Here is an 18,950-nt window from a genome sequence, read left to right on the forward strand (position 1 = left end):
GTCCATTCCATGAAAGCCATGATTTTCGCCGCCGGCCGCGGCGAGCGCATGCGTCCGCTCACGGACGCCTGCCCCAAGCCGCTGCTCAAGGTGCGCGGACGGCCGATGATCACCTACCACGTGCTGAACCTGGTGCGCGCCGGGATCACCGACATCGTCATCAACCACTCGCACCTCGGCCACATGATCGAGCAGGAGCTGGGCGACGGCAGCAGGTACGGCGCGCGCATCCGCTACTCGCACGAGCCGGTGCCGCTCGAGACCGCGGGCGGCATCGCCAATGCCCTGCACCTGCTGGGCGACGAGCCCTTCCTGGCGGTGTCGGGGGACATCTATGCGCCCTACTTCGACTTCTCGCAGGTGACCGATGTCCTGAAGGACAAGGACATGCTGGGCATTCCCTATCCTCCCGACAAGCGCGACATCGCCTGGCTGTGGCTCACGCCCAATCCCTGGCACAATCCGGAAGGCGACTTCGCGCTCGACATGTACACGCTGCGCAACGACGGCGACGTGAAGTGGAACTTCGCCGGCATCGGCGTCTACCGCCCCGAGATGTTCGACGGGATCAAGGCCGGGGAATTCGTCAAGTTCGGCCCCCTGATGCGCAAGTTCATCGAACAGGGCCGCGTGGGCGGCGAGTTGTACCAGGGTCCCTGGGTCAACGTCGGCACCGCCCAGCAGCTGGAAGAATTGAACGCGCCGCTGGCGGCCAAGACGGGGTCATGACCGCGGTCCCGGCTACCTGTATCGAACGCCGGGCGCGCCTGGCGGCGCGCATGCAGCCCGGGTCGGCGGCGGTGCTGGCCACCGCCCCCGAAGTGCTGCGCAACGGCGACAGCGAGTATCCCTACCGGCACGACAGCTATTTCTATTACCTGAGCGGCTTTGCCGAACCGGAAGCGGTGCTGGTGCTGCTGGCCGCGGCGGGCGATGCGCCGGTCCGCTCGATCCTGTTCTGCCGCGAGAAGAACCCGGAACGCGAGATCTGGGATGGCTACCGCCACGGCCCGGAGGGCGCGCGCATCGCCTTCGGCTTCGACGAAGCCTATCCCATCGGCGAACTCGATGCGAGGATGGCACAGCTGCTGGCCAATGTGCCGGCGCTGTACTATGCGCTCGGCCACAGCGCTGCGCTCGACGCCCAGGTGGCGGGCTGGCTCAGGGCGGTGCGCGCCCAAGGCCGCAGCGGCGTCGCCGCGCCTTCGTCCATGCACCACCTGCCGGCCATGCTCGACGAAATGCGCCTTGTCAAGGATGCGGGTGAACAGGGGCTGATGGAGCGCGCCGCACGCATTGCGGCCGGCGCCCATGCGCGCGCGATGCGGTTTACGCGCCCCGGCGTGTTCGAGTACGAGATCGAGGCCGAACTGCTGCACGAATTCCGCCGCCACGGCGCCCGGTTCCCGGCATATACCCCGATCGTGGCGTCGGGCGCCAATGCCTGTGTCCTGCACTACAACCAGAACGACCGCCAATGCCGCGCGGGCGAGCTGGTGCTGGTCGATGCGGGCTGCGAGTTCGATGGCTATGCCTCGGACATCACCCGCACCTGGCCGGTGAACGGTCGTTTCAGCCAGGAGCAAAAAGCCTTGTATGAGCTGGTGCTGCACGCGCAGGACGCGGCCTTTGCCGCGATCGTGCCCGGGCGGCCCTACAGCGGCATGCACGAGGCGGCGCTGCGGGTACTCACCGAGGGCATGCTCGACCTGGGCCTGCTCGACCGGTCCAGGTATGGCTCGCCGGAAGACGCGATCGCCGACAAGGCGCACCTGCAGTTCTACATGCACGGCACCGGGCACTGGCTCGGGATGGACGTGCATGACGTCGGGTCCTACCGCGACATGGCCGCGGCCGAGCGTCCTTCGCGCCCGCTGCTGCCGGGCATGGCGCTGACCGTGGAGCCGGGCATCTATGTGCGCCCTGCACCAGGTGTGCCGGAAGCGTACTGGAACATCGGCATCCGCATCGAGGACGACGTGATCGTCACCGACAGCGCTTGCCGCGTGCTGTCCGCGGATGCGCCGAAGGGCGTGGCGGAGATCGAAGCCTGGATGGGAGAAAGCTGATGGCGGACGACGACATCCTCGACGTCGATGTGGCGGTGTGCGGGGCCGGCCCGGTGGGCCTGGCGCTGGCGGCCTTCCTGGCGCAGCGCGGCGTGGCGGGCAGCCGCATCGCCCTGGTCGACGGCAAGTCGCTGGGCCAGGCGATCACGGACCCGCGCTCGATCGCCCTGTCCTGGGGCAGCGTGCAGCTGCTCGAGGAAGTGCGCGCCTGGCCGCTGCCGGCCACGCCGATCCACGAGATCCACGTCTCGCGCCGCGGCCAGCTTGGACGCAGCCTGATGGACCGGTCCGAGCACGCGCTGCCGGCGCTGGGCTATGTGGCGCGCTACGGCGACGTGGTGGATGCGCTGGCGCGCGCCTGCGACCGCGCCGGCGTGCGCACCCTGCGCCCGGCGCGGGTTGCGTCCTTCGATGAGGGGCCGGATTCGGTGCGCCTGCTGCTGGACGATGGCCGCCATGTGGATGCGCGGGTGGCGGTGCAGGCCGAGGGTGGCGTGTTTGGCCAGCAGGAAGGCAAGGCGCGGCAGCGCGACTACGGGCAGACGGCGATCATCGCCCGCGTGAGCGTGAGCGAGCCGGTGCCGCACCGCGCCTTCGAGCGCTTCACCGACGAGGGCCCGCTGGCGCTGCTGCCGCAGGATGGCGGCGATGGACACGGGTATGCGCTGGTCTGGTGCATGCGCCCGGAGCGCGCGCTCGACGTCCAGCTGCTCGACGACGCTGGTTTCCTGGCCCAGCTCGGCGACGCCTTCGGCACCCGCCTGGGCCGCTTTACCGCCAGCTCGCCCCGGGTCGCCTTCCCGCTCGGCTTGAACGCCGAGGCACGCGCCACCAGCCGCACGGTCGCCATCGGCAACGCCGCCCAGACCCTGCATCCGGTCGCCGGCCAGGGCCTGAACCTGGGCCTGCGCGACGCCGCCGTACTGGCGCGCCAGCTGGCCCGCGGCGCCGCGCCGGCCGCGATCGCGGCCTTCATGGCGGCACGTGCACAAGACCGCCGCCTGACGATCGCCCTGACCGACACCATGGCCCGCATCTTCGCCGGCCGCGGTCCGCTGCAGCCTTTGCTGGGCATGTCGCTGGCCGCCCTCGACGCCGTCAAGCCCGCCCGCCTGCTGCTGGCCGAACTGATGATGTTCGGCCGCCGCTAAACCCTTAGTGGGGTCAGAGTCGAATTATTTGCCAAGATCTTTCAATTCACTGTGCGTGGGCCATTAACCATAATGGCAGGCAGGTGATTGAAAGCTCGTGCTCGAAAAATCGACTCTGACCCCAAGCCGGCTTAGAGGCGGGTGACGGTATCGCAGCCGGGTGCGGCGTCTTCGTGGAACAGGTCAGCCAGGTATTCAGCCAATCCCTCTTCGCTTATCTCAACTGGGATGACGAAATCGGCTGGGCGGCGCGTACCGTCGCTCCCAGGATAAAAGGCGTGCCACGATCCCGCTTGCCCAGCGATGCCGACGATCTTGCCGAAGACCTTAAACAGCATATGGGGTCAGCGTCGAATTATTGGCCAACAGCCTAGGATCAGTTGAGGAGGCGCCATGTTTCTTGCAATGACGACTGATCTCCGGATCAATTGGTAAATAATTCAACTCTGACCCCAATAAGCTTTAGTCGACGGCCTTGACCATCGCTTCGATGACTTTCTTGGCGTCCCCGAACACCATCATCGTATTGGGCTGGTAGAACAGGTCGTTGTCCAGGCCCGCGTAGCCCGAGGCCATCGAGCGCTTGTTGACGATGATGCTCTTGGCTTTGTAGGCCTCGAGGATCGGCATGCCGGCGATCGGCGACTTCGGGTCCTTGGCCGCCGGGTTCACCACGTCGTTCGCGCCCAGCACCAGCACCACGTCGGTCTGGCCGAACTCGCCGTTGATGTCCTCCATTTCCACCACCTGGTCGTAGGGCACTTCGGCCTCGGCCAGCAGCACGTTCATGTGGCCCGGCATGCGGCCCGCCACCGGGTGGATCGCGTAGCGCACCTGCACGCCATGCTCGACCAATTTGTCGACCAGTTCCTTCACCGAATGCTGGGCACGCGCCACCGCCAGGCCGTAGCCGGGGACGATGATGACCGATTCCGCATTCTGCAGGATGAAGGCGGCGTCGTCGGCGGAACCGGATTTCACCGGACGCTGCTCTTTCGCGGTGCCGTCGTCCACCGGAGCCTCGCCGCCGAAGCCGCCCAGGATCACGTTGAAGAAGGAGCGGTTCATCGCCTTGCACATGATGTACGAGAGGATCGCGCCGCTCGAACCCACCAGTGAACCGGCGATGATCAGCATCGAATTGTTCAGCGAGAAGCCGATGCCCGCCGCCGCCCACCCCGAATACGAGTTCAGCATCGATACCACCACCGGCATGTCGGCGCCGCCGATCGGGATGATGATCAACACGCCCAGCACGAAGGACAGCGCGGCCATGACGATGAACGGGGTCCAGGCTGGCGCCACATTGTCATCGAAGCAGAACAGCAGTCCCAGCCCGATGATCGCGATCGCCAGCACCAGGTTCAGGATATGCTGGCCGGCGAAGCGCACCGGCGCCCCCTGGAACAGGCGGAATGTATATTTGCCCGACAGCTTGCCGAAGGCGATCACCGAACCGGAGAAGGTCACCGCACCCACGAAGGTACCGATGAACAGTTCCAGGCGGTTCCCGAAGGGCAGCGCGCCGCCACGCTCGGCGATGTTGAAAGCCCAGGGCTCGGACACGGCGGCGATCGCGATGCACACGGCGGCCAGGCCGATCAGCGAATGCATCGCCGCCACCAGTTCGGGCATCTTGGTCATCTCGACCCGCTTCGCGGCCACGGCGCCGATCCCGCCCCCCACCACCACGCCCAGCAGCACCAGCGCAAAGCCCATGCCGCCGCCGGTCGCAAGCTGCGCCTGCAGTTTCAGCATCAGCGCAATGGTCGTGACGACCGCGATCGCCATCCCGGCCATGCCGAAGGTATTGCCGATGCGTGCCGTCGCCGGTGACGACAGACCCTTCAGTGCCTGGATGAAGCAGACCGAGGCCACCAGGTAGAGCAGGGTCACGACGTTCATGCTGATGAAGTTCATGCCCGCTCCTCCGTTGCAGTCTTCGCGGCCGCCGGATCGCCGGACCGTTTCGGCTCCTTCTTCTTGAACATCTCGAGCATGCGGCGCGTGACCATGAAGCCGCCGAATACATTGACCGCGGCCAGCGCCACCGCGATGGTGCCGGCCACCTGCCCGATCAGGCCTTCGGTAAGGCCGGCGGCCAGCATGGCGCCGACGATGATGATGGCCGAGATCGCGTTGGTCACCGCCATCAGCGGCGTGTGCAGCGCGGGCGTGACGTTCCAGACCACGTGGTAGCCGACGTAGATGGCCAGCACGAAGATGATCAGGTTGATGATGGTGTGGCTGATGTCCATGCTTCGCTCCTCCGGTCCGGTTCTTAAGTGCGTAACACTGCGCCGTCCGCGCACACCAGGGTGGCGCGCACGATCTCGTCCTCGCGGTCGATCACGAAGCGGTCTTCCTTGTCGATGACGAGCTTGAGGAAGTCGAGCACGTTGCGCGCGTACAGGGCCGAGGCATCGGCCGGCACCAGCGCCGCCAGGTTCGGCTCGCCGATGATGTGCACGCCGTGCCGGCATACCGTCTGGCCCAGTTCCGCCAGCGGACAGTTGCCGCCCTGCTCGACCGCCATGTCGACGATCACCGAGCCCGGCTTCATGGCCTTGACCGTGTCTTCGCCGATCAGGATCGGCGCGCGGCGGCCCGGGATCAGGGCGGTGGTGATGACGATGTCGGCCAGTTTGGCGCGCTCGTGCACCAGCGCCGCCTGGCGCTGCATCCAGCTGGCGGGCATCGGGCGCGCATAGCCGCCCACGCCTTGCGCGATGTCGCGCTCTTCATCGGTTTCGTAAGGCACGTCGATGAACTTGGCGCCGAGCGACTCGACCTGCTCCTTCACGGGCGGGCGCACGTCCGAGGCTTCGATCACGGCGCCCAGGCGCTTGGCCGTGGCGATCGCCTGCAGGCCGGCGACGCCCACGCCCATGACCAGCACGCGCGCAGCCTTGACCGTGCCGGCCGCCGTCATCAGCATCGGCATGAAGCGCCCATAGGTGTTCGCCGCCAGCAGCACGGCCTTGTAGCCGGCGATGTTGGCCTGGCTCGACAGCACGTCCATCGACTGGGCGCGCGTGATGCGCGGTGCAGCCTCGAGGGCGAAGGCGGTGAGGCCGGCACCGGCCAGCTGCGCCAGGTTCTCGGTATCGAAGGGATTGAGCATGCCGACCAGGACGCTGCCGGGCCGCATGCGGGCGCGTTCGGCGCCGTCCGGGCTGCGCACCTTGAGCACCAGCTCGGCGCCGAGGGCGCCGGCGCCATCGACGATGGTGGCGCCCGCAGCCTCGTAGGCGGCATCGGGACAGGAGGCGCGCAGGCCGGCGCCACTTTCCACCAGCACCTGGTGGCGCGCGGCCAGCTTCTTGACGGTTTCGGGAGTTGCAGCCACGCGGGTCTCGCCCGGCCGGGTCTCGGCCGGTATGCCAATTCTCATGAATCCCTCCGTTCAGTGGACCATTCTGGCCACAATCTACCATGTAATTACGACAATTGCTCGATATCAAATACCAAAAAACCAATATTCAATTCTGGCAAAGGCGCCGGAATGTGACCAGCCTGGCGGCTTGGCAGTTTGCAATGAATCAAGGCGATTTAACGACAGGCAAGCGCACCGTATCCGGCACGGATGAGCAGAGCTGCCCGCTGTCAAGGTAGAATGTCGGCTCATTTTCAAGGACGCGCATGACCGATATCTTCAAACCATCCGTGACCGTCGCTGCGATCATCGAGCGCGATGGACGCTTCCTGCTGATCGAGGAAGAGACGAGCGAGGGCGTGAAGCTGAACCAGCCGGCGGGCCACCTCGACCCGTACGAGTCGCTCGAGCAGGCGGTGGTGCGCGAAGCGCTGGAGGAAACGGCGCACGAATTCGTCCCGACCGCGCTGGTGGGCATGTACATGTCGCGCTACCATTCGAAGTCGCGCGGCACCGAAGTGACCTACCTGCGCTTCACCTTCTGCGGTCATGCCGGCCGCGAACTGGACCAGCCGCTCGACGAAGGCATCCTGCGCACCATGTGGATGACGCGCGACGAGATCGCCGCCTCTGCCTCCCGCCACCGCAGCCCGATCGTGCTGCAGTGCGTGGACGACTACCTGGCCGGCCACCGTACCCCGCTGCACCTGCTGTACACCCATCCTTCGGTCTTCGAAGGCGGAATCTAAAAGAACGGAAGCGAAGTCAAACAAGATGAGCAAGAAAAAAGTCGTGATCGGGATGTCGGGCGGCGTCGACTCCTCGGTCGCGGCGTGGATGCTGAAGGAACAGGGCTACGAAGTCATCGGCCTGTTCATGAAGAACTGGGAAGACGACGACGATTCGGAATACTGCTCGACGCGCCAGGACTGGATCGATGCGGCCAGCGTGGCCGACGTGGTCGGCGTGGACATCGAGGCCGTCAACTTCGCCGCCGAATACAAGGACCGCGTGTTCGCGGAATTCCTGCGCGAGTACCAGGCCGGCCGTACCCCGAACCCGGACGTGCTGTGCAACGCCGAGATCAAGTTCAAGGCCTTCCTCGACCATGCCATGAAGCTGGGCGCCGACCTGATCGCGACCGGCCACTACGCGCGCGTGCGCGAAAATGACGGCCGTTTCGAACTCCTCAAGGCGTTCGACCACACCAAGGACCAAAGCTACTTCCTGCACCGCCTGAACCAGGCCCAGCTGTCGAAGTCGCTGTTCCCGCTGGGCGAGATCCCGAAGACGGAAGTGCGCAAGATCGCCGAACGCCTGCAATTGCCGAACGCGGCCAAGAAGGATTCGACTGGCATCTGCTTCATCGGCGAGCGCCCGTTCCGCGACTTCCTGAACCGCTACCTGGCACACAAGCCGGGCCCGATGAAGCTCGACACCGGCGAAACCGTGGGCGAACACATCGGCCTGTCGTTCTACACGCTCGGCCAGCGCAAGGGCATCGGCATCGGCGGCCTGAAGTCGCGCAAGAACGCGGACGGCACCAGCGAGCCGTGGTTCGTGGCGCGCAAGGACGTGGCCAGCAACACCCTGTACATCGTGCAGGGACACGACCATCCGTGGCTGCTGTCGCCGCACCTGGAAGCGGGCCAGGCCAGCTGGATCGCGGGCGAGGCGCCCGCTGATGGAAAAGCACTGTCGGCCAAGACCCGCTACCGCCAGGCCGACGTGGCCTGCAGCGTGCATGCCGACGGCATGGACCGTTTTGCGCTCGATTTCGAGGAAGCGCAGTGGGCGGTCACGCCGGGGCAGTCGGCCGTGCTGTACGACGGCGACGTATGCCTGGGCGGCGGGATTATCGATACCGGCGCAAGCTGATTCCCTGGCGTGGACGGCCTGGCCGTCCACCTACCGGAGCGCGAGCCACTCCGTCAACAGGGCCGGCGCCATCGGCCGTCCATAATGATAACCCTGCGCCTCGTCGCAACCCGCGGCGCGCAGCAGCTGCGCCACTTCCTCCGTCTCCACGCCTTCCGCCACCACCCGGTGCCCGAGGTCGTGCGACAGCTTGATCATGGTCGCCACCAGCGCACGCGTGCGCTCGTCCTTTGCCATCCCGCGCACGAAGGACTGGTCGATCTTGACCACGTCGGCCGGCATCTCCTGCAGGTAGGCCAGGCTGCTGTAGCCGGTGCCGAAATCGTCGATCGCGATCTTCACGCCGCCGGCCACCAGCCGCTCCATGGTTTCCCGCGCCGCCTTCGGCTTGCGCATCAGGGCGCTCTCGGTCAATTCCAGCGCCAGGCTGCCGGCCGGCATGCCATGGCGCGCCAGGCCGTCCAGCACGCGCTCGCAGAAATCGGGTTCTTCCAGGTTCACGGCCGACACGTTGATCGCCACCTGCAAGTCCACGTCCGCCGCGCGCCAGGCCACCAGCTGGCACAGCGCCGCTTCCAGCACCCATTCGGTGGTGGCGCGTGCGAGCGAGGTACTTTCGACGATCGGGATGAACTCGGCCGGCGACAATGCACCCTCATCGGGGTGGGTCCAGCGCAGCAGCGCTTCCACGCCGCGGCAGGCGCCGGTATGCAGGTCGATCTTGGGCTGGAAAGCCAGGTGCAGCTCGCCCGGCTGGGCCAGCGCGCGCCCCAGTTCGCCGATCAGCCAGAAGCGGCGCTGGTAGGCCGCGTCGAGCTCCGGCGAGAACACGCGCAGGCCGGATTCGGCGCTCAGGGCGTCGTGGACGGCACTGTGCAGGTTGCGCAGCAGGTCGAGCGGCGCCTCCTCGCCCACCGCGAAGCGCGCCAGGCCGACGGTGGTCGTGGTGAGAAAACGGGTGCCGCGGGCGGCGGCCGATTCGCCCAGCCAGCCGAGCAGGCTGCCGCTGAAGCGCACCAGCGTGGAGCCGGCGGGCGCCAGCAGTACGAACTGGGCGGTGCCCACGTGGTAGACCTTGCCACCGCCGGCGAAACGGCGCATTGCCGGCACCGCGGCCCGCACGATCTCGTCCAGGTGCGCACTGCCCATCACGCGCATCGCGTCGCTCAGTTGTTCCGGGCTGGCCAGGCTGACCATGGCCGCCAGCTGCGCCGTCCCTGCCGGCAGGGCCAGTGCCAGGTCGCGCACGTCACTGACGAACTGGTTCCGGTTGGGCAGGCCGCTGATCGGATCGATCCGGCCAAGCGCGTGCTGGAGTTCGATCTGCGCCATCGCCATTGCCGCCAGGTCCTGCAACGCGGCGCGGTCGGCCTCGCTGACGCTGCGTGGTTCGAGCCCGAGCACGCACATCGCGCCCAGGCAGTGGCCGGTCCTGGTCACCAGCGGTGCGCCGAGATAGAAGCGGATGCCGCTGTCGGCCAGCGGACTGTCGCGGAAGCACGCATCCTCGAGCAGGTCCGGTACTGCCAGCAGCTGGCCGCTCTCGGCCACCGCCGCGCAGGGCGCGCGCAGGCGCGGGATCTCGTTGTGTTCGACCCCGACCTTCGACTTGAACCATTGGCGGTCGGCATCCGTCAGCGACACCGCGGCGATCGGCAATCCAAACAGTTGCGCGGCCATGCGCGTGATGCGGTCGAAGGCCTCGCTCGGCGCGGTGTCGAGCAGTTGCAGCTGGTGCAAGGCGTCCAGCCGGGTCATCTCCCGCACTGATGGGTCGAACGGAGGCGTCATGGGGTGGGCTTGGCGCTGCCAGTGCGTCGAATGTATTTATCGGAAATGATGATTACGAAGAGGATTCTGCGTTATCCATCGCTGAGCAGTCAATGTTTTTTCACACTAATAATCATTTCCGTCAGATAGTGTGGGATTTCGGGTAGAATGGCTGCATCGACTACCTATAACGACAAGCATGAGCGAGGACGACCCGATCCTGACGACACGCGAAGCGGCGCAGTTGCTGGGCGTGGCCGTCAGTACCGTGCAGATCTGGATGGAAAACGGTGCCCTGCCAGCCTGGAAAACCCCGGGTGGCCACCGGCGCGTGCGCCTGAGCGCGGTGCGCGGGCTGCAGTCGTGCCAGCCGCGGGAGGCAGCGGAAGCGGACCTTGGCGCAGCGCCTGCACCTGGCCATGCGCTGCTCGACACGCCGCCCGAGGAAGCCTTCGACCGCCTGGCGCGGCTGGCCGCCCAGGTGACGGATTGCCCGATGGCGCTGGTAACGGTGCTGACCCCGCGCCGCCAGTGGTTCAAGGCGCGCGTCGGGCTCGCACTACGGGAGACTCCGCGCGAATGGGCATTCTGCAACGAGGCGCTGGCCAGCGGCGAGGCGTTCGTGGTGGGCGACGCCGCCAACGATGCGCGCTTTGCCGATCATCCCCTGGTGACGGCGGCGCCGCACGTGCGCTTCTATGCCGGCGTGTCGCTGGAAGACGCCCACGGCCGGCGGATCGGCACCCTGTGCGTGCTGGACCGCGAGCCGCGCCGCCTGCGCGAGCGCGAACTGCGGGCGCTGCGCGAACTGGCGGCGATCGCCTCGGACGAGATCAAGCGGCGCGGCTGAAGCGCCGCCGCGCTTTACGCCGGCTTGCCGGACGCCGCGGCCTGCTGCTTGCGCACCACCGCGATCACGGTGTTGCGGATGGTCTTGAGCACGGCGTCGGCCTTGAAGGGCTTGACGATGAAGCCATGCACGCCGCGCTGCAGCGCCTCCTGGATCGCGGTAGCGTCGAGCGTGCCCGAAACAATGAAAATCATCGCCTTCGGCAGCTGGGCGCGCAGTTCCTCGACAATGCGGCTGCCGTCCTCGACCTGCTCGCGCGCGATGCAGACGATCTGCGGCCGGTGCTTGAGCGCCAGCGCGCAGCCCAGCAGTCCGGTATGGGTCTGGGCCACCACCTCATAGCCGCCCTCCATCAGCACCGTGTTGAGCAGGCCGCGCGAGATGGCGCTGCCGTCCACGATCAATGCCTTGAGCATCGCTCTACCTCCCGATCTCAGTGCGATTCATACGCCAGCATGTTCCAGGTGACGCCCAGCCGCACATCGGTCCTGAGCTCGACCAGCCGGCGCGACAGCGCCAGTATCTCACGCTCGGCGCGCAGCCGTTCGCCCAGCGGGGTCTTGAGGATGCCGGCGCCGGCCATCACCGCGTCCAGGCTGCCGTAGGCATTGAGCAGGCGCGCCGCGGTCTTCATGCCGATCTTCGACACGCCCGGCACGCCGTCGGTCGGGTCGCCCATCAGCGCCAGCAGGTCATGCAGCAGTTCCGGCGCCACGCCGAAGCGCTGGCGCACCCAGCTGTCGTCGTGCCATTCGTTCTTGAAGTGGTCCCACACCAGGGCCCCGTGCGCGATCAGGATGTGCAGGTCCTTGTCGGTGGTGGCGACGATGGCTTCGCCGCGCCCCTCCTGCAGCCAGCGCATGACGCCAGTGGCGATCACGTCGTCGGCCTCGACTTCGGGCACGGCCAGCACCTGCAGGCCGGCCTGGCGCAGGCGTTCATGGAACTCCGGCAGGGCTTCGCGCAGCGGCGCCGGCATCGCGGCGCGTCCCTCGCGGTAGCGCGGATACAGGGCGTGGCGCCAGTTCGGTCCCCCGTAGTCGAAAGCGGCCAGCACGTGGGTGGGCGCATGCGCTTCCAGCACGTTGCGGAAGGACGAGAAGGCGTGGCGCAGCGCGATGCTGGCCTTCAGGTCGGAATCGGGCTCGGGGCTGGCTTCGTACACGCGGCGCACGATGTTCAGGCCGTCGATCGCGAGCAGCTTTCCCTGTTTGCTCATGTGATGCGCTTGTCGGAGATGGTTGCGGCGCCGCCATGATAAACCGGACTGCGCGCGCGGCAAAGCCGGACAGCCTCCTATTGCCCCGCCGTGGCCCCCGCCTGGTACCAGGCGCGCACCATCTCTCGCTCGGCCTGGGTCATGCCGGTCTGGTTCCCGTAGGGCATGAACTGGGTCTCGACCACGTTGACGTAGATGCGGCGCGCGTCGGCCAGGATCTGCTCCGGCGTGTCGAAGCGGATGCCGCGCGGGGCGCCATGAAAGCCCGGGATGGTCGGCGTCACCGAATGGCAGGCCACGCAGCGCGCACGCACGATCGCCTGCACCCGCGGGAAGGCGGGCGAAGCGGCGACCACGGCCAGCGCCTCCTGCACCAGCGCGCCCGCTTCGGTTTCGGTGGTAGCGGGCGTCACCTTGCCCAGTACCTGGCGCAGCGCCGCCACTGCGGCCTCGCCATGGTAAGCAGCAGCGCGCTCCGGTGTATCGAGCGCGGTGGTGAATGCCGCCGCCACCTCGGCCTTGCGCTCGAACATCCGCAGGTCGTCGCTATGCGCCCCGGCCAGCAGCGCCACCGGCACCTGGCCGCGGCTCAGGATGCCGTTCGCCAGCGCGCCGGCCCAGAACGCCAGGCCGCCGGGATCGGGCGCGCGGTTGAACAGGTTGCGGTACATGGCTGTCACGGCAGCCTCGTGCTCGCCCGAGTACAGGGCAAAGGCCTCGGGGCTGTTGGCCAGGCTGTCGAGCACCTGGCGCAGCCCGGAATCCGCGCCATAGCGCGTGTACATGGCGCCGGGGTCCATCGGCAGCATGGCGCGGCTGCTGGCGCCGGCGAAGAACTGCAGCCCGGCAGGGTCGGCGGCGCGGCCCAGGTAGGCCAGATACAGCTGCTGGGCGAGGCGTTCGTGGTCGGCCTGCGAAACCGGCACCGGGGCTGCGGTGCGCGGTGGCGGGACCGGCTCCTCGACGGCGCTGCCGCCGCAGGCGGCCAGCAGCGTGGCGCTGCAGGCAAACGCCAGGAAAAAACGTGGCCTCATGCTGTTCCGAAAGGTGTGTAGTCGATCCCACCTTCGATGGCGGCGATCACCTGGGCGCGGTTTTCCGCGCTCTCGGCAAACATTGCCAGCAGGTCGGCGCGCGAATAACCTGCGCGGATGGCTGTGACCCAGAAGTCGAATCCGGCCTGTTCGGGCGCGCGGTGCAGCACGTTCTGGTACAGCTTGCCGACGAACTCCTCGGCCGTGGGGTTGGCGCCGTACAGCCTGATCGCTTCGGCCGACTCCAGGAAACCCTGTGCGACCGAAATCACGTCCACGCCGTTGTCCAGGTTATAGAGCCAGAAGCCGAGACCGCCCACATCTGCCGGGCGGTCGAAGGCTGCCTGGTAGATGCGGTAAGTCTGGCCCGCCGCGCCGTCGATGTCGAACGCCACCGCCGTCTTGTCACCGAACAGCACGCGCTCCACGTCGACCAGGTGGTCCTTGCCGCCGGACTTGGTGGCGCTGACGCTGCCGTCATCGTTGCGGGCGAAGCTGACGCTGGCACGCGCTCCCGCATAGCTCAGCACGTCCAGCCCGGCACCACCGTTGATGTGGTCCCAGCCGGCACTGGCGGCGATGCGGTCGTTGCCGCCACCGGCCAGTACGGTGTCGTCGCCGGCGCTGCCGGCCAGGCTGTCGGCACCATCGCTGCCGCCCGCCGTCGCCGACAGCTGGCGCACGGCGACGAAGGCGGTGTAGTCGTTGCTGCCCCTGGCGTCGGTGATGGTATACGTGAAGCGGTCTTCGGCCGCGTAGCCCCGCTCCGGCGTATACACGTAATTCCCGTTTCCGGACAGGGTCAGGCTGCCATGCGCGGGCCCGTCCTTGAGCTTGTAGCTGACGACTGAACCGTCGCTCGACTCCGGCAGCTTGCCGGAGGTGGAAGCGTTCTGGTCGACCTCGATGCTGGCATCGGAGGCCAGGCCGGCATTGTTCCAGCTGATCGTCATGTCGGCGAAGCGCAACTGCTCGATGTTGACCAGGGTGTCGAAGCCCGAGCTGCCGTCGCGCGCGGTGACGAAGACCTTGCCGAAGCCGGTGCTGAGCAGGTAGTCGGCGCGCCGGCCTTCCAAGACGGCAGTGTCGCTGCCGTCGGCGCCGTCGATCCAGTCGTTGCCCAGGCCGCCGCGCAGGACGTTGTCGCGGATGTTGCCGATCAGGAGATCGTCGTAGGGCGAGCCAATCGCCGCCTCGATCCAGGTGCCGGGCGTTATGCCCAGATTATGCACCGCCACCGCTCCCGCCTCGCTCACCCCGACGCTCGACAGGCTGCCCGGCCTCAGGTCGATCGACACCCCTAGGACAGAACCGGAGGCGTCGATGCTGTCGTTGCCGCCATCGTCGGTAATGCTGGTCTGCGCCTGGAAGCGGGCGGCGTCGAGCGTGTAGACGGTGTCGCCGGCGCTCGCGGCGCGGCTGCCGTAGAGGTGGCGCAGCGCGGCGACGTCGAGCGCGCCCCAGGTCGACGGAAACAGTCCATCGCTGCTGGCACCGTGGGCCATCACCGAGTAACCCGTGACGTCGTCCTGCTCGCGCCACTGGGCGATCCAGGCATCGCCTGGGTCGACGTTGCGCGGATGGCGCAGGCCGAGCGCATGGCCGATCTCGTGCAGCAGGGCCGCATAGCCTTCCGAACCCGGGGTCAGGTCACGCACCGAGTCGGTATCCATCCACACCTGGCCGGCGCCGGCCTGGCCGGGCATGAAGGCGAGGCCCTTGCTGCTGGACTGGGCGCTGGCGCCGAACAGCAGCTGTGCGCTGCCCGGAGCCTGTTCGCGAAAACTCAGCCCGGTAAGCTGCGCCACGCTGTCGAGGATGGCACGCACCGCCGCCTTCTGCGCTTCGGTGAAGGCCACGAAACCGCTGGCGCCGGGGCCGCTGGCCGGAGCGCTGGTGGCGAAGCCGAAGCTCAGCTCGATACCGGTACCGAGCGGACTGCCGGCGTTCCAGCGGTTGCTGTCGGAGCCGACCAGGCCTTCCTTCGCCATTTGTTCGGGCTGGATGAAATCGGTGACCGCCACGGTGATCTCCGTGCCGCCAACGGTCAAGCGCTCCACATTGCTGAAAATGAGCTTGAACTCGGGCCTGCCGGCCCAGGTCAGGGCACCGCTGAGTCCGTCGATCGAGACGATGATCCTGAATTCGGACAGCGTGAGAGCCCGGCCACCGTTCTGGTCGCGAAAGTCTGGCAGGATGACCAGGTCGTCGCCGGCCCGTCCGTCGACGACGGTCTCACCGCCGCCCACGAAGAAATCGTTGCCCAGGCTGGTGCCGTAGAGCTGGTTGTTGCCCCAGCTCCCGGACACCTTCTGGACCCCGACCAGGGTGTCGCGCGTACCCCAGCCGTCTTGTGCCCAGCCGGCCTCGAGGTCGACCACGACATTGCCCGGGCTATCCCAGTAAGCGGCGGTCAGCAGGCGCCACCAGTCGCTGCTGGGCAGCTGAACGATGCGGTCGCTGCCAGGCCCGCCAAGGACGTTGCCGAGATAAACCTGGATCTCATCGTCGCCGCCCAAGGCAAGGTAGTTGTGCCATTCGCCCTCCAGCACGGTATGGACGTACCGGTCCTTACCTTCGGTAAGTTTGATATCCATGATGTCTTATGCGTGCAGCAGGTTGATGGTTTTCTGGCTGAAGTTGGCCAGGTTCGGGAATACCTTGTGGAAGTCGGCCGCGGGCAGGCCCAGCCACTGCATCAGCGTCGCGCCCACCTGGTCGGTCGAGATGGTCGGCACGAAGCGTCCGCCGCCGTTCGGATCGGCGTCGTCGGGGCCGCCCAGGGTCAGGGTTGGCAGGGTACCGACCACCTGGCCGCCGCGCACCGGGCCGCCGATGGCGAACCAGTGGTTGCCCCAGGCATGGTCGCTACCGCCGCCAGAGGCCTGGCGCAGCGTGCGGCCGAAGTCGGTCATCGTCAGCGCCACCACATTCTGGTCGAGCCCTGCGGCCCGGTTGGCCTGGTCGAAGGCGTTCATGGCGCCCGCCAGCGTGGCCAGTTGCGCATCCTGGCTGGTCGGTCCGGTGCCGCGCTGGGCCGAGTGGGTATCGAACTGGCCCCACTGGACCAGGAACACCTGGCGCTTGAAACCACGCTGCTTGAATACCGGCATCAGCGAAGCCAGCTTGCGCAGCGCGCGCGACAAATCGTCGTCGCCGAAGTCCCCGGCGGGATTCCTGGCCGCGAGCGCGACCTGGGTGAACAGCGTGGACTCCTGCACCGCGCGGCCGAAGGTGCGCGAGTACTCGGCTTCGTAGTGGGCCGCGAACTGCCAGCGTGCCATGCGGTTCAGCGCTTGCGCCGCCGGGCTCTGGGGCTGGGCCAGGTCGGCCTGTCCCCAGTAGCGCGAATCCCAGGGGCTGAGGAAGGACACGGGCGAATTGCGGCCCAGCACCAGGGTACGGTCGGTGTTCATCGTCACCGCGTTGGCTTGGTTGCGCAGCGCTGTCGGAAGCAGTTCGAGGCCGCGCCCTGCCCAGCCGCTGGCATCGCTGTCACCCAGCCACCCTTGCTGCCACATGACCTGGTCGCTGTGCGACAGCAGGAAGGATGGCACCGGCACGCTGCGCTCGATGACCTGGCGCGCGGTGGCCGGCGCCACCAGCGGGCCGGTGTTCGCGATCCAGGCCAGGCGCCCACTGTTGTACAGCTGCGCCAGCGGCGCCAGCGCCGGGTGCATGCCGTAAGTATGGCCACCGCTGGAGCCCGACAAGGGCGCCAGTACGCTCTTGTTGATCGCCAGTTCCGGACGGGCGCTGGCGTAGTCGTTATAGGCCGCATCGGTCGGCACCAGGCTGTTCAGGCCGTCGTTGCCGCCGCCGAGGAATACGACCACCAGGGCGCGGTAATCGTCACCGGCTGCATGGGCCGGGCCGGAATCCAGGTAGGTCGAGGCGCCGAGCATGCTGAGCACCGGTGCGGCGCCGGCAAAACGGAGAAAGTGGCGGCGGTCCATTAGCGGATCACTCCATAATAAGGGGTGGCCAGCGCGAATTGCAGCAGGCTCAGGGCTTTGTCGTCGGGCGTGTTGCCCCAGGTCGTCGGCGCCAGGTCGATCAGGTTCTGGCGTAGCGTGGCCGGCATGGCGCCGCGGAAGTAGCGTTCGCTGACCAGGTCGGCGAAGGCCGAGGGCGAGCTGCTGAAGGCGCGGCTGAAGGCGCTGGGATCGCAGTCCGTACCGGCGCGCTTGACCTCGTCGTTCAAGCCACCGCGCAAGCGCCACGACAGCTCCTCTGAAGTCAGCAGGCGCTGTTCCGGCGCCAGCAGGTTGCTGCCTGGCGCGCGGTCGGTGGGCAGGTAGTAGCTGAAGACGCTGGACGCGTCGAACGGGCGCTGCGACGGCGGATTGATCACATCGACGGCGTTCCACTTCAGCCCGCGCTTGCAGCCCAGGCCACGCATCAGGCCGGTGTACCACAGCAGCGGCTCGCGCATTTTCCCGAACTGCGGGCTGTCGGTGCCTGGCTGGTCGCCGCGGCGCGCCTCGGGATCGAGCAACACGGCCTTGACCACCGCCTTCATGTCGCCGGCGACGCCTTGGCCGTTGTCGCGGAACACGGTGGCGACGCGCGCGATGTAGGCCGGGCTCGGATCGCTCGTGACCAGGTGCTGGATCAGGCGCAGGCTGACAAAGGGCGCGATATTCTGATGCGTCATCAGGACCGACACGATGGTGTCGAGTTCCTGGCGCGCCTCGCCGCCGGCCGGGAAGCTGCGGCCGAGTACCACCTTGGCGCCGCGGTCGTGGGCTGCTCGCCATGGATCGGGAATCAGCTCGCCATCGTAGCGGCGGTAGTCGGTCCGGTCGAAGTTGCCGTCCATGCGCCAGCCGGTCAGTGCGCGCGCCAGTTCCTCGACGTCCTTCTGGCTATAGGTTTCGACCGGCTTGCCGGTCTCGTCGCGCTGGATCGTACCATCAAGATTGAGCTTGACCACACCCAGCGTGAACAGCTGCATCAGCTCGCGCGCGTAGTTTTCGTTGGGCGCGCACCACCGGCATTCGTCGCTGGTGGGGCGGTTTTCGAGGTTGTCGAGATAGACGCCCATCGCGGGATTCATCGTTACGGCGCGAATCAGTTCCCCGTAATTGCCGAACGCCTGCTTCTGCAGGAAATTTGAATAGCTCAAGCCGCCATAGGGCTGGACCTTGGCGATCGATGCGACGACGAATTGCGACAAGGCCCAGCTTACCCGCCGGCGCAGCTGGTCGGGCACATCCAGAAAGGACTTGTAGAGCGCTTGCCCCGCATGGCGGTATGCGAAATCGGCCTGCTCGCGGATCTGGTCATCGTAGACGGCGATCGGACTGGTATCGATCAGTGACACTGGCAACGCGAACTGGTCGTCGATCCAGCGTTCGAAACCTTTCGCCTGGATCTCGGCGACAAGTTCGGGCGTGGCACCGAAACTGACCTGGTCGGCAAAGCGCGCGGCCGCATACCGGGTGACCGGCGTCGTCGCAACCGGCTTGACCTGGCCGGCGGAAGCGCTGAACGCTTCGGCCGGCTGGCCGGCGTCGCGACTGCATCCGGCCGCAAGCAGCAGGACGGCAGGAATCAGCCAGGCCCGCGCGCGGGAAAGGCGTAAGAAGGTGGGCATGGGA

At 67.2% G+C, this 18,950-nt stretch carries 17 protein-coding genes; 6 read left to right on the plus strand and 11 right to left on the minus strand.

Going from position 1 to position 18,950, the window contains the following annotated elements:
• Window positions 1-9 precede the first annotated feature (9 nt).
• From murU to LCI23_RS16385, 3 genes are read left to right on the plus strand one after another with little or no spacing between them, the layout of a single operon-like run.
• Window positions 10-729 (plus strand): N-acetylmuramate alpha-1-phosphate uridylyltransferase MurU, encoded by a 720-nt coding sequence (gene murU / locus LCI23_RS16375; RefSeq protein WP_224947514.1) that lies wholly within the window; start codon window positions 10-12, stop codon window positions 727-729.
• Window positions 726-2,069: an aminopeptidase P N-terminal domain-containing protein gene (locus tag LCI23_RS16380; RefSeq protein ID WP_224947515.1), complete on the plus strand. Its 1,344-nt coding sequence runs from the start codon at window positions 726-728 to the stop codon at window positions 2,067-2,069. The genes murU and LCI23_RS16380 overlap by 4 nt, the downstream gene beginning before the upstream one ends.
• Complete coding sequence (locus LCI23_RS16385; RefSeq protein ID WP_224947516.1) at window positions 2,069-3,220, plus strand: UbiH/UbiF/VisC/COQ6 family ubiquinone biosynthesis hydroxylase; 1,152 nt, start codon at window positions 2,069-2,071, stop codon at window positions 3,218-3,220. The genes LCI23_RS16380 and LCI23_RS16385 overlap by 1 nt, the downstream gene beginning before the upstream one ends.
• A gap of 131 nt (window positions 3,221-3,351) precedes the next feature.
• On the opposite strand, the gene LCI23_RS16390 is transcribed toward LCI23_RS16385, so the two are convergent.
• From LCI23_RS16390 to LCI23_RS16405, 4 genes are all read right to left on the minus strand, one after another.
• A complete protein-coding gene (locus LCI23_RS16390) occupies window positions 3,352-3,558 on the minus strand; it encodes a hypothetical protein (RefSeq protein ID WP_224947517.1) in 207 nt (68 codons plus the stop codon).
• 124 nt (window positions 3,559-3,682) lie between these two features.
• Entirely contained in the window at window positions 3,683-5,140 is a 1,458-nt protein-coding gene (locus LCI23_RS16395) for an NAD(P)(+) transhydrogenase (Re/Si-specific) subunit beta (RefSeq protein ID WP_224947518.1), read from the minus strand.
• The gene (locus tag LCI23_RS16400) at window positions 5,137-5,478 is read right to left on the minus strand and encodes an NAD(P) transhydrogenase subunit alpha (protein WP_224947519.1); all 342 of its coding nucleotides are present in this window, start codon (window positions 5,476-5,478) and stop codon (window positions 5,137-5,139) included. Before LCI23_RS16400 ends, LCI23_RS16395 begins: the two co-directional genes overlap by 4 nt.
• Window positions 5,479-5,501: 23 nt before the next feature.
• Window positions 5,502-6,614 (minus strand): Re/Si-specific NAD(P)(+) transhydrogenase subunit alpha, encoded by a 1,113-nt coding sequence (locus tag LCI23_RS16405; protein ID WP_224947520.1) that lies wholly within the window; start codon window positions 6,612-6,614, stop codon window positions 5,502-5,504.
• Between the two features lie 248 nt (window positions 6,615-6,862).
• Between LCI23_RS16405 and LCI23_RS16410 the strand changes: the two genes are divergently transcribed.
• Window positions 6,863-7,345, plus strand: coding sequence for an NUDIX hydrolase (locus tag LCI23_RS16410; protein WP_224947521.1), 483 nt, complete (start codon window positions 6,863-6,865; stop codon window positions 7,343-7,345).
• Window positions 7,346-7,370: 25 nt separating this feature from the next.
• Window positions 7,371-8,474 carry a tRNA 2-thiouridine(34) synthase MnmA gene (gene mnmA / locus LCI23_RS16415; RefSeq protein ID WP_224947522.1) on the plus strand — a complete coding sequence of 368 codons (1,104 nt, stop codon included), beginning with the start codon at window positions 7,371-7,373 and terminating at the stop codon, window positions 8,472-8,474.
• A gap of 30 nt (window positions 8,475-8,504) precedes the next feature.
• Here the strand turns inward: mnmA and LCI23_RS16420 are convergent, their stop codons facing one another.
• Window positions 8,505-10,265 (minus strand): EAL domain-containing protein, encoded by a 1,761-nt coding sequence (locus tag LCI23_RS16420; RefSeq protein ID WP_224947523.1) that lies wholly within the window; start codon window positions 10,263-10,265, stop codon window positions 8,505-8,507.
• A gap of 178 nt (window positions 10,266-10,443) precedes the next feature.
• Here LCI23_RS16420 and LCI23_RS16425 point away from each other — a divergent pair, with 178 nt between their 5' ends.
• Complete coding sequence (locus LCI23_RS16425) at window positions 10,444-11,094, plus strand: GAF domain-containing protein (RefSeq protein ID WP_224947524.1); 651 nt, start codon at window positions 10,444-10,446, stop codon at window positions 11,092-11,094.
• 14 nt (window positions 11,095-11,108) lie between these two features.
• On the opposite strand, the gene LCI23_RS16430 is transcribed toward LCI23_RS16425, so the two are convergent.
• The 6 genes from LCI23_RS16430 to LCI23_RS16455 all read right to left on the minus strand — a co-directional run bounded on the left by LCI23_RS16430 (window position 11,109) and on the right by LCI23_RS16455 (window position 18,946).
• On the minus strand, window positions 11,109-11,510 hold the full coding sequence (locus tag LCI23_RS16430) for an ANTAR domain-containing response regulator (RefSeq protein WP_224947525.1): 402 nt from the start codon (window positions 11,508-11,510) through the stop codon (window positions 11,109-11,111).
• 17 nt (window positions 11,511-11,527) lie between these two features.
• The gene (locus LCI23_RS16435; protein WP_224947526.1) at window positions 11,528-12,313 is read right to left on the minus strand and encodes a 5'-3' exonuclease H3TH domain-containing protein; all 786 of its coding nucleotides are present in this window, start codon (window positions 12,311-12,313) and stop codon (window positions 11,528-11,530) included.
• Between the two features lie 77 nt (window positions 12,314-12,390).
• Window positions 12,391-13,347: a DUF4214 domain-containing protein gene (locus tag LCI23_RS16440; protein ID WP_224947527.1), complete on the minus strand. Its 957-nt coding sequence runs from the start codon at window positions 13,345-13,347 to the stop codon at window positions 12,391-12,393.
• The gene (locus LCI23_RS16445) at window positions 13,344-15,944 is read right to left on the minus strand and encodes a DUF4214 domain-containing protein (protein ID WP_224947528.1); all 2,601 of its coding nucleotides are present in this window, start codon (window positions 15,942-15,944) and stop codon (window positions 13,344-13,346) included. Before LCI23_RS16445 ends, LCI23_RS16440 begins: the two co-directional genes overlap by 4 nt.
• A gap of 6 nt (window positions 15,945-15,950) precedes the next feature.
• Complete coding sequence (locus LCI23_RS16450) at window positions 15,951-17,303, minus strand: DUF1501 domain-containing protein (protein WP_224947529.1); 1,353 nt, start codon at window positions 17,301-17,303, stop codon at window positions 15,951-15,953.
• Window positions 17,303-18,946: a DUF1800 family protein gene (locus tag LCI23_RS16455; protein WP_224947530.1), complete on the minus strand. Its 1,644-nt coding sequence runs from the start codon at window positions 18,944-18,946 to the stop codon at window positions 17,303-17,305. Before LCI23_RS16455 ends, LCI23_RS16450 begins: the two co-directional genes overlap by 1 nt.
• Window positions 18,947-18,950 lie beyond the last annotated feature (4 nt).

Source organism: Massilia sp. MS-15, assembly GCF_020176695.1.
Lineage (GTDB): Bacteria > Pseudomonadota > Gammaproteobacteria > Burkholderiales > Burkholderiaceae_D > Telluria > Telluria hydrophila.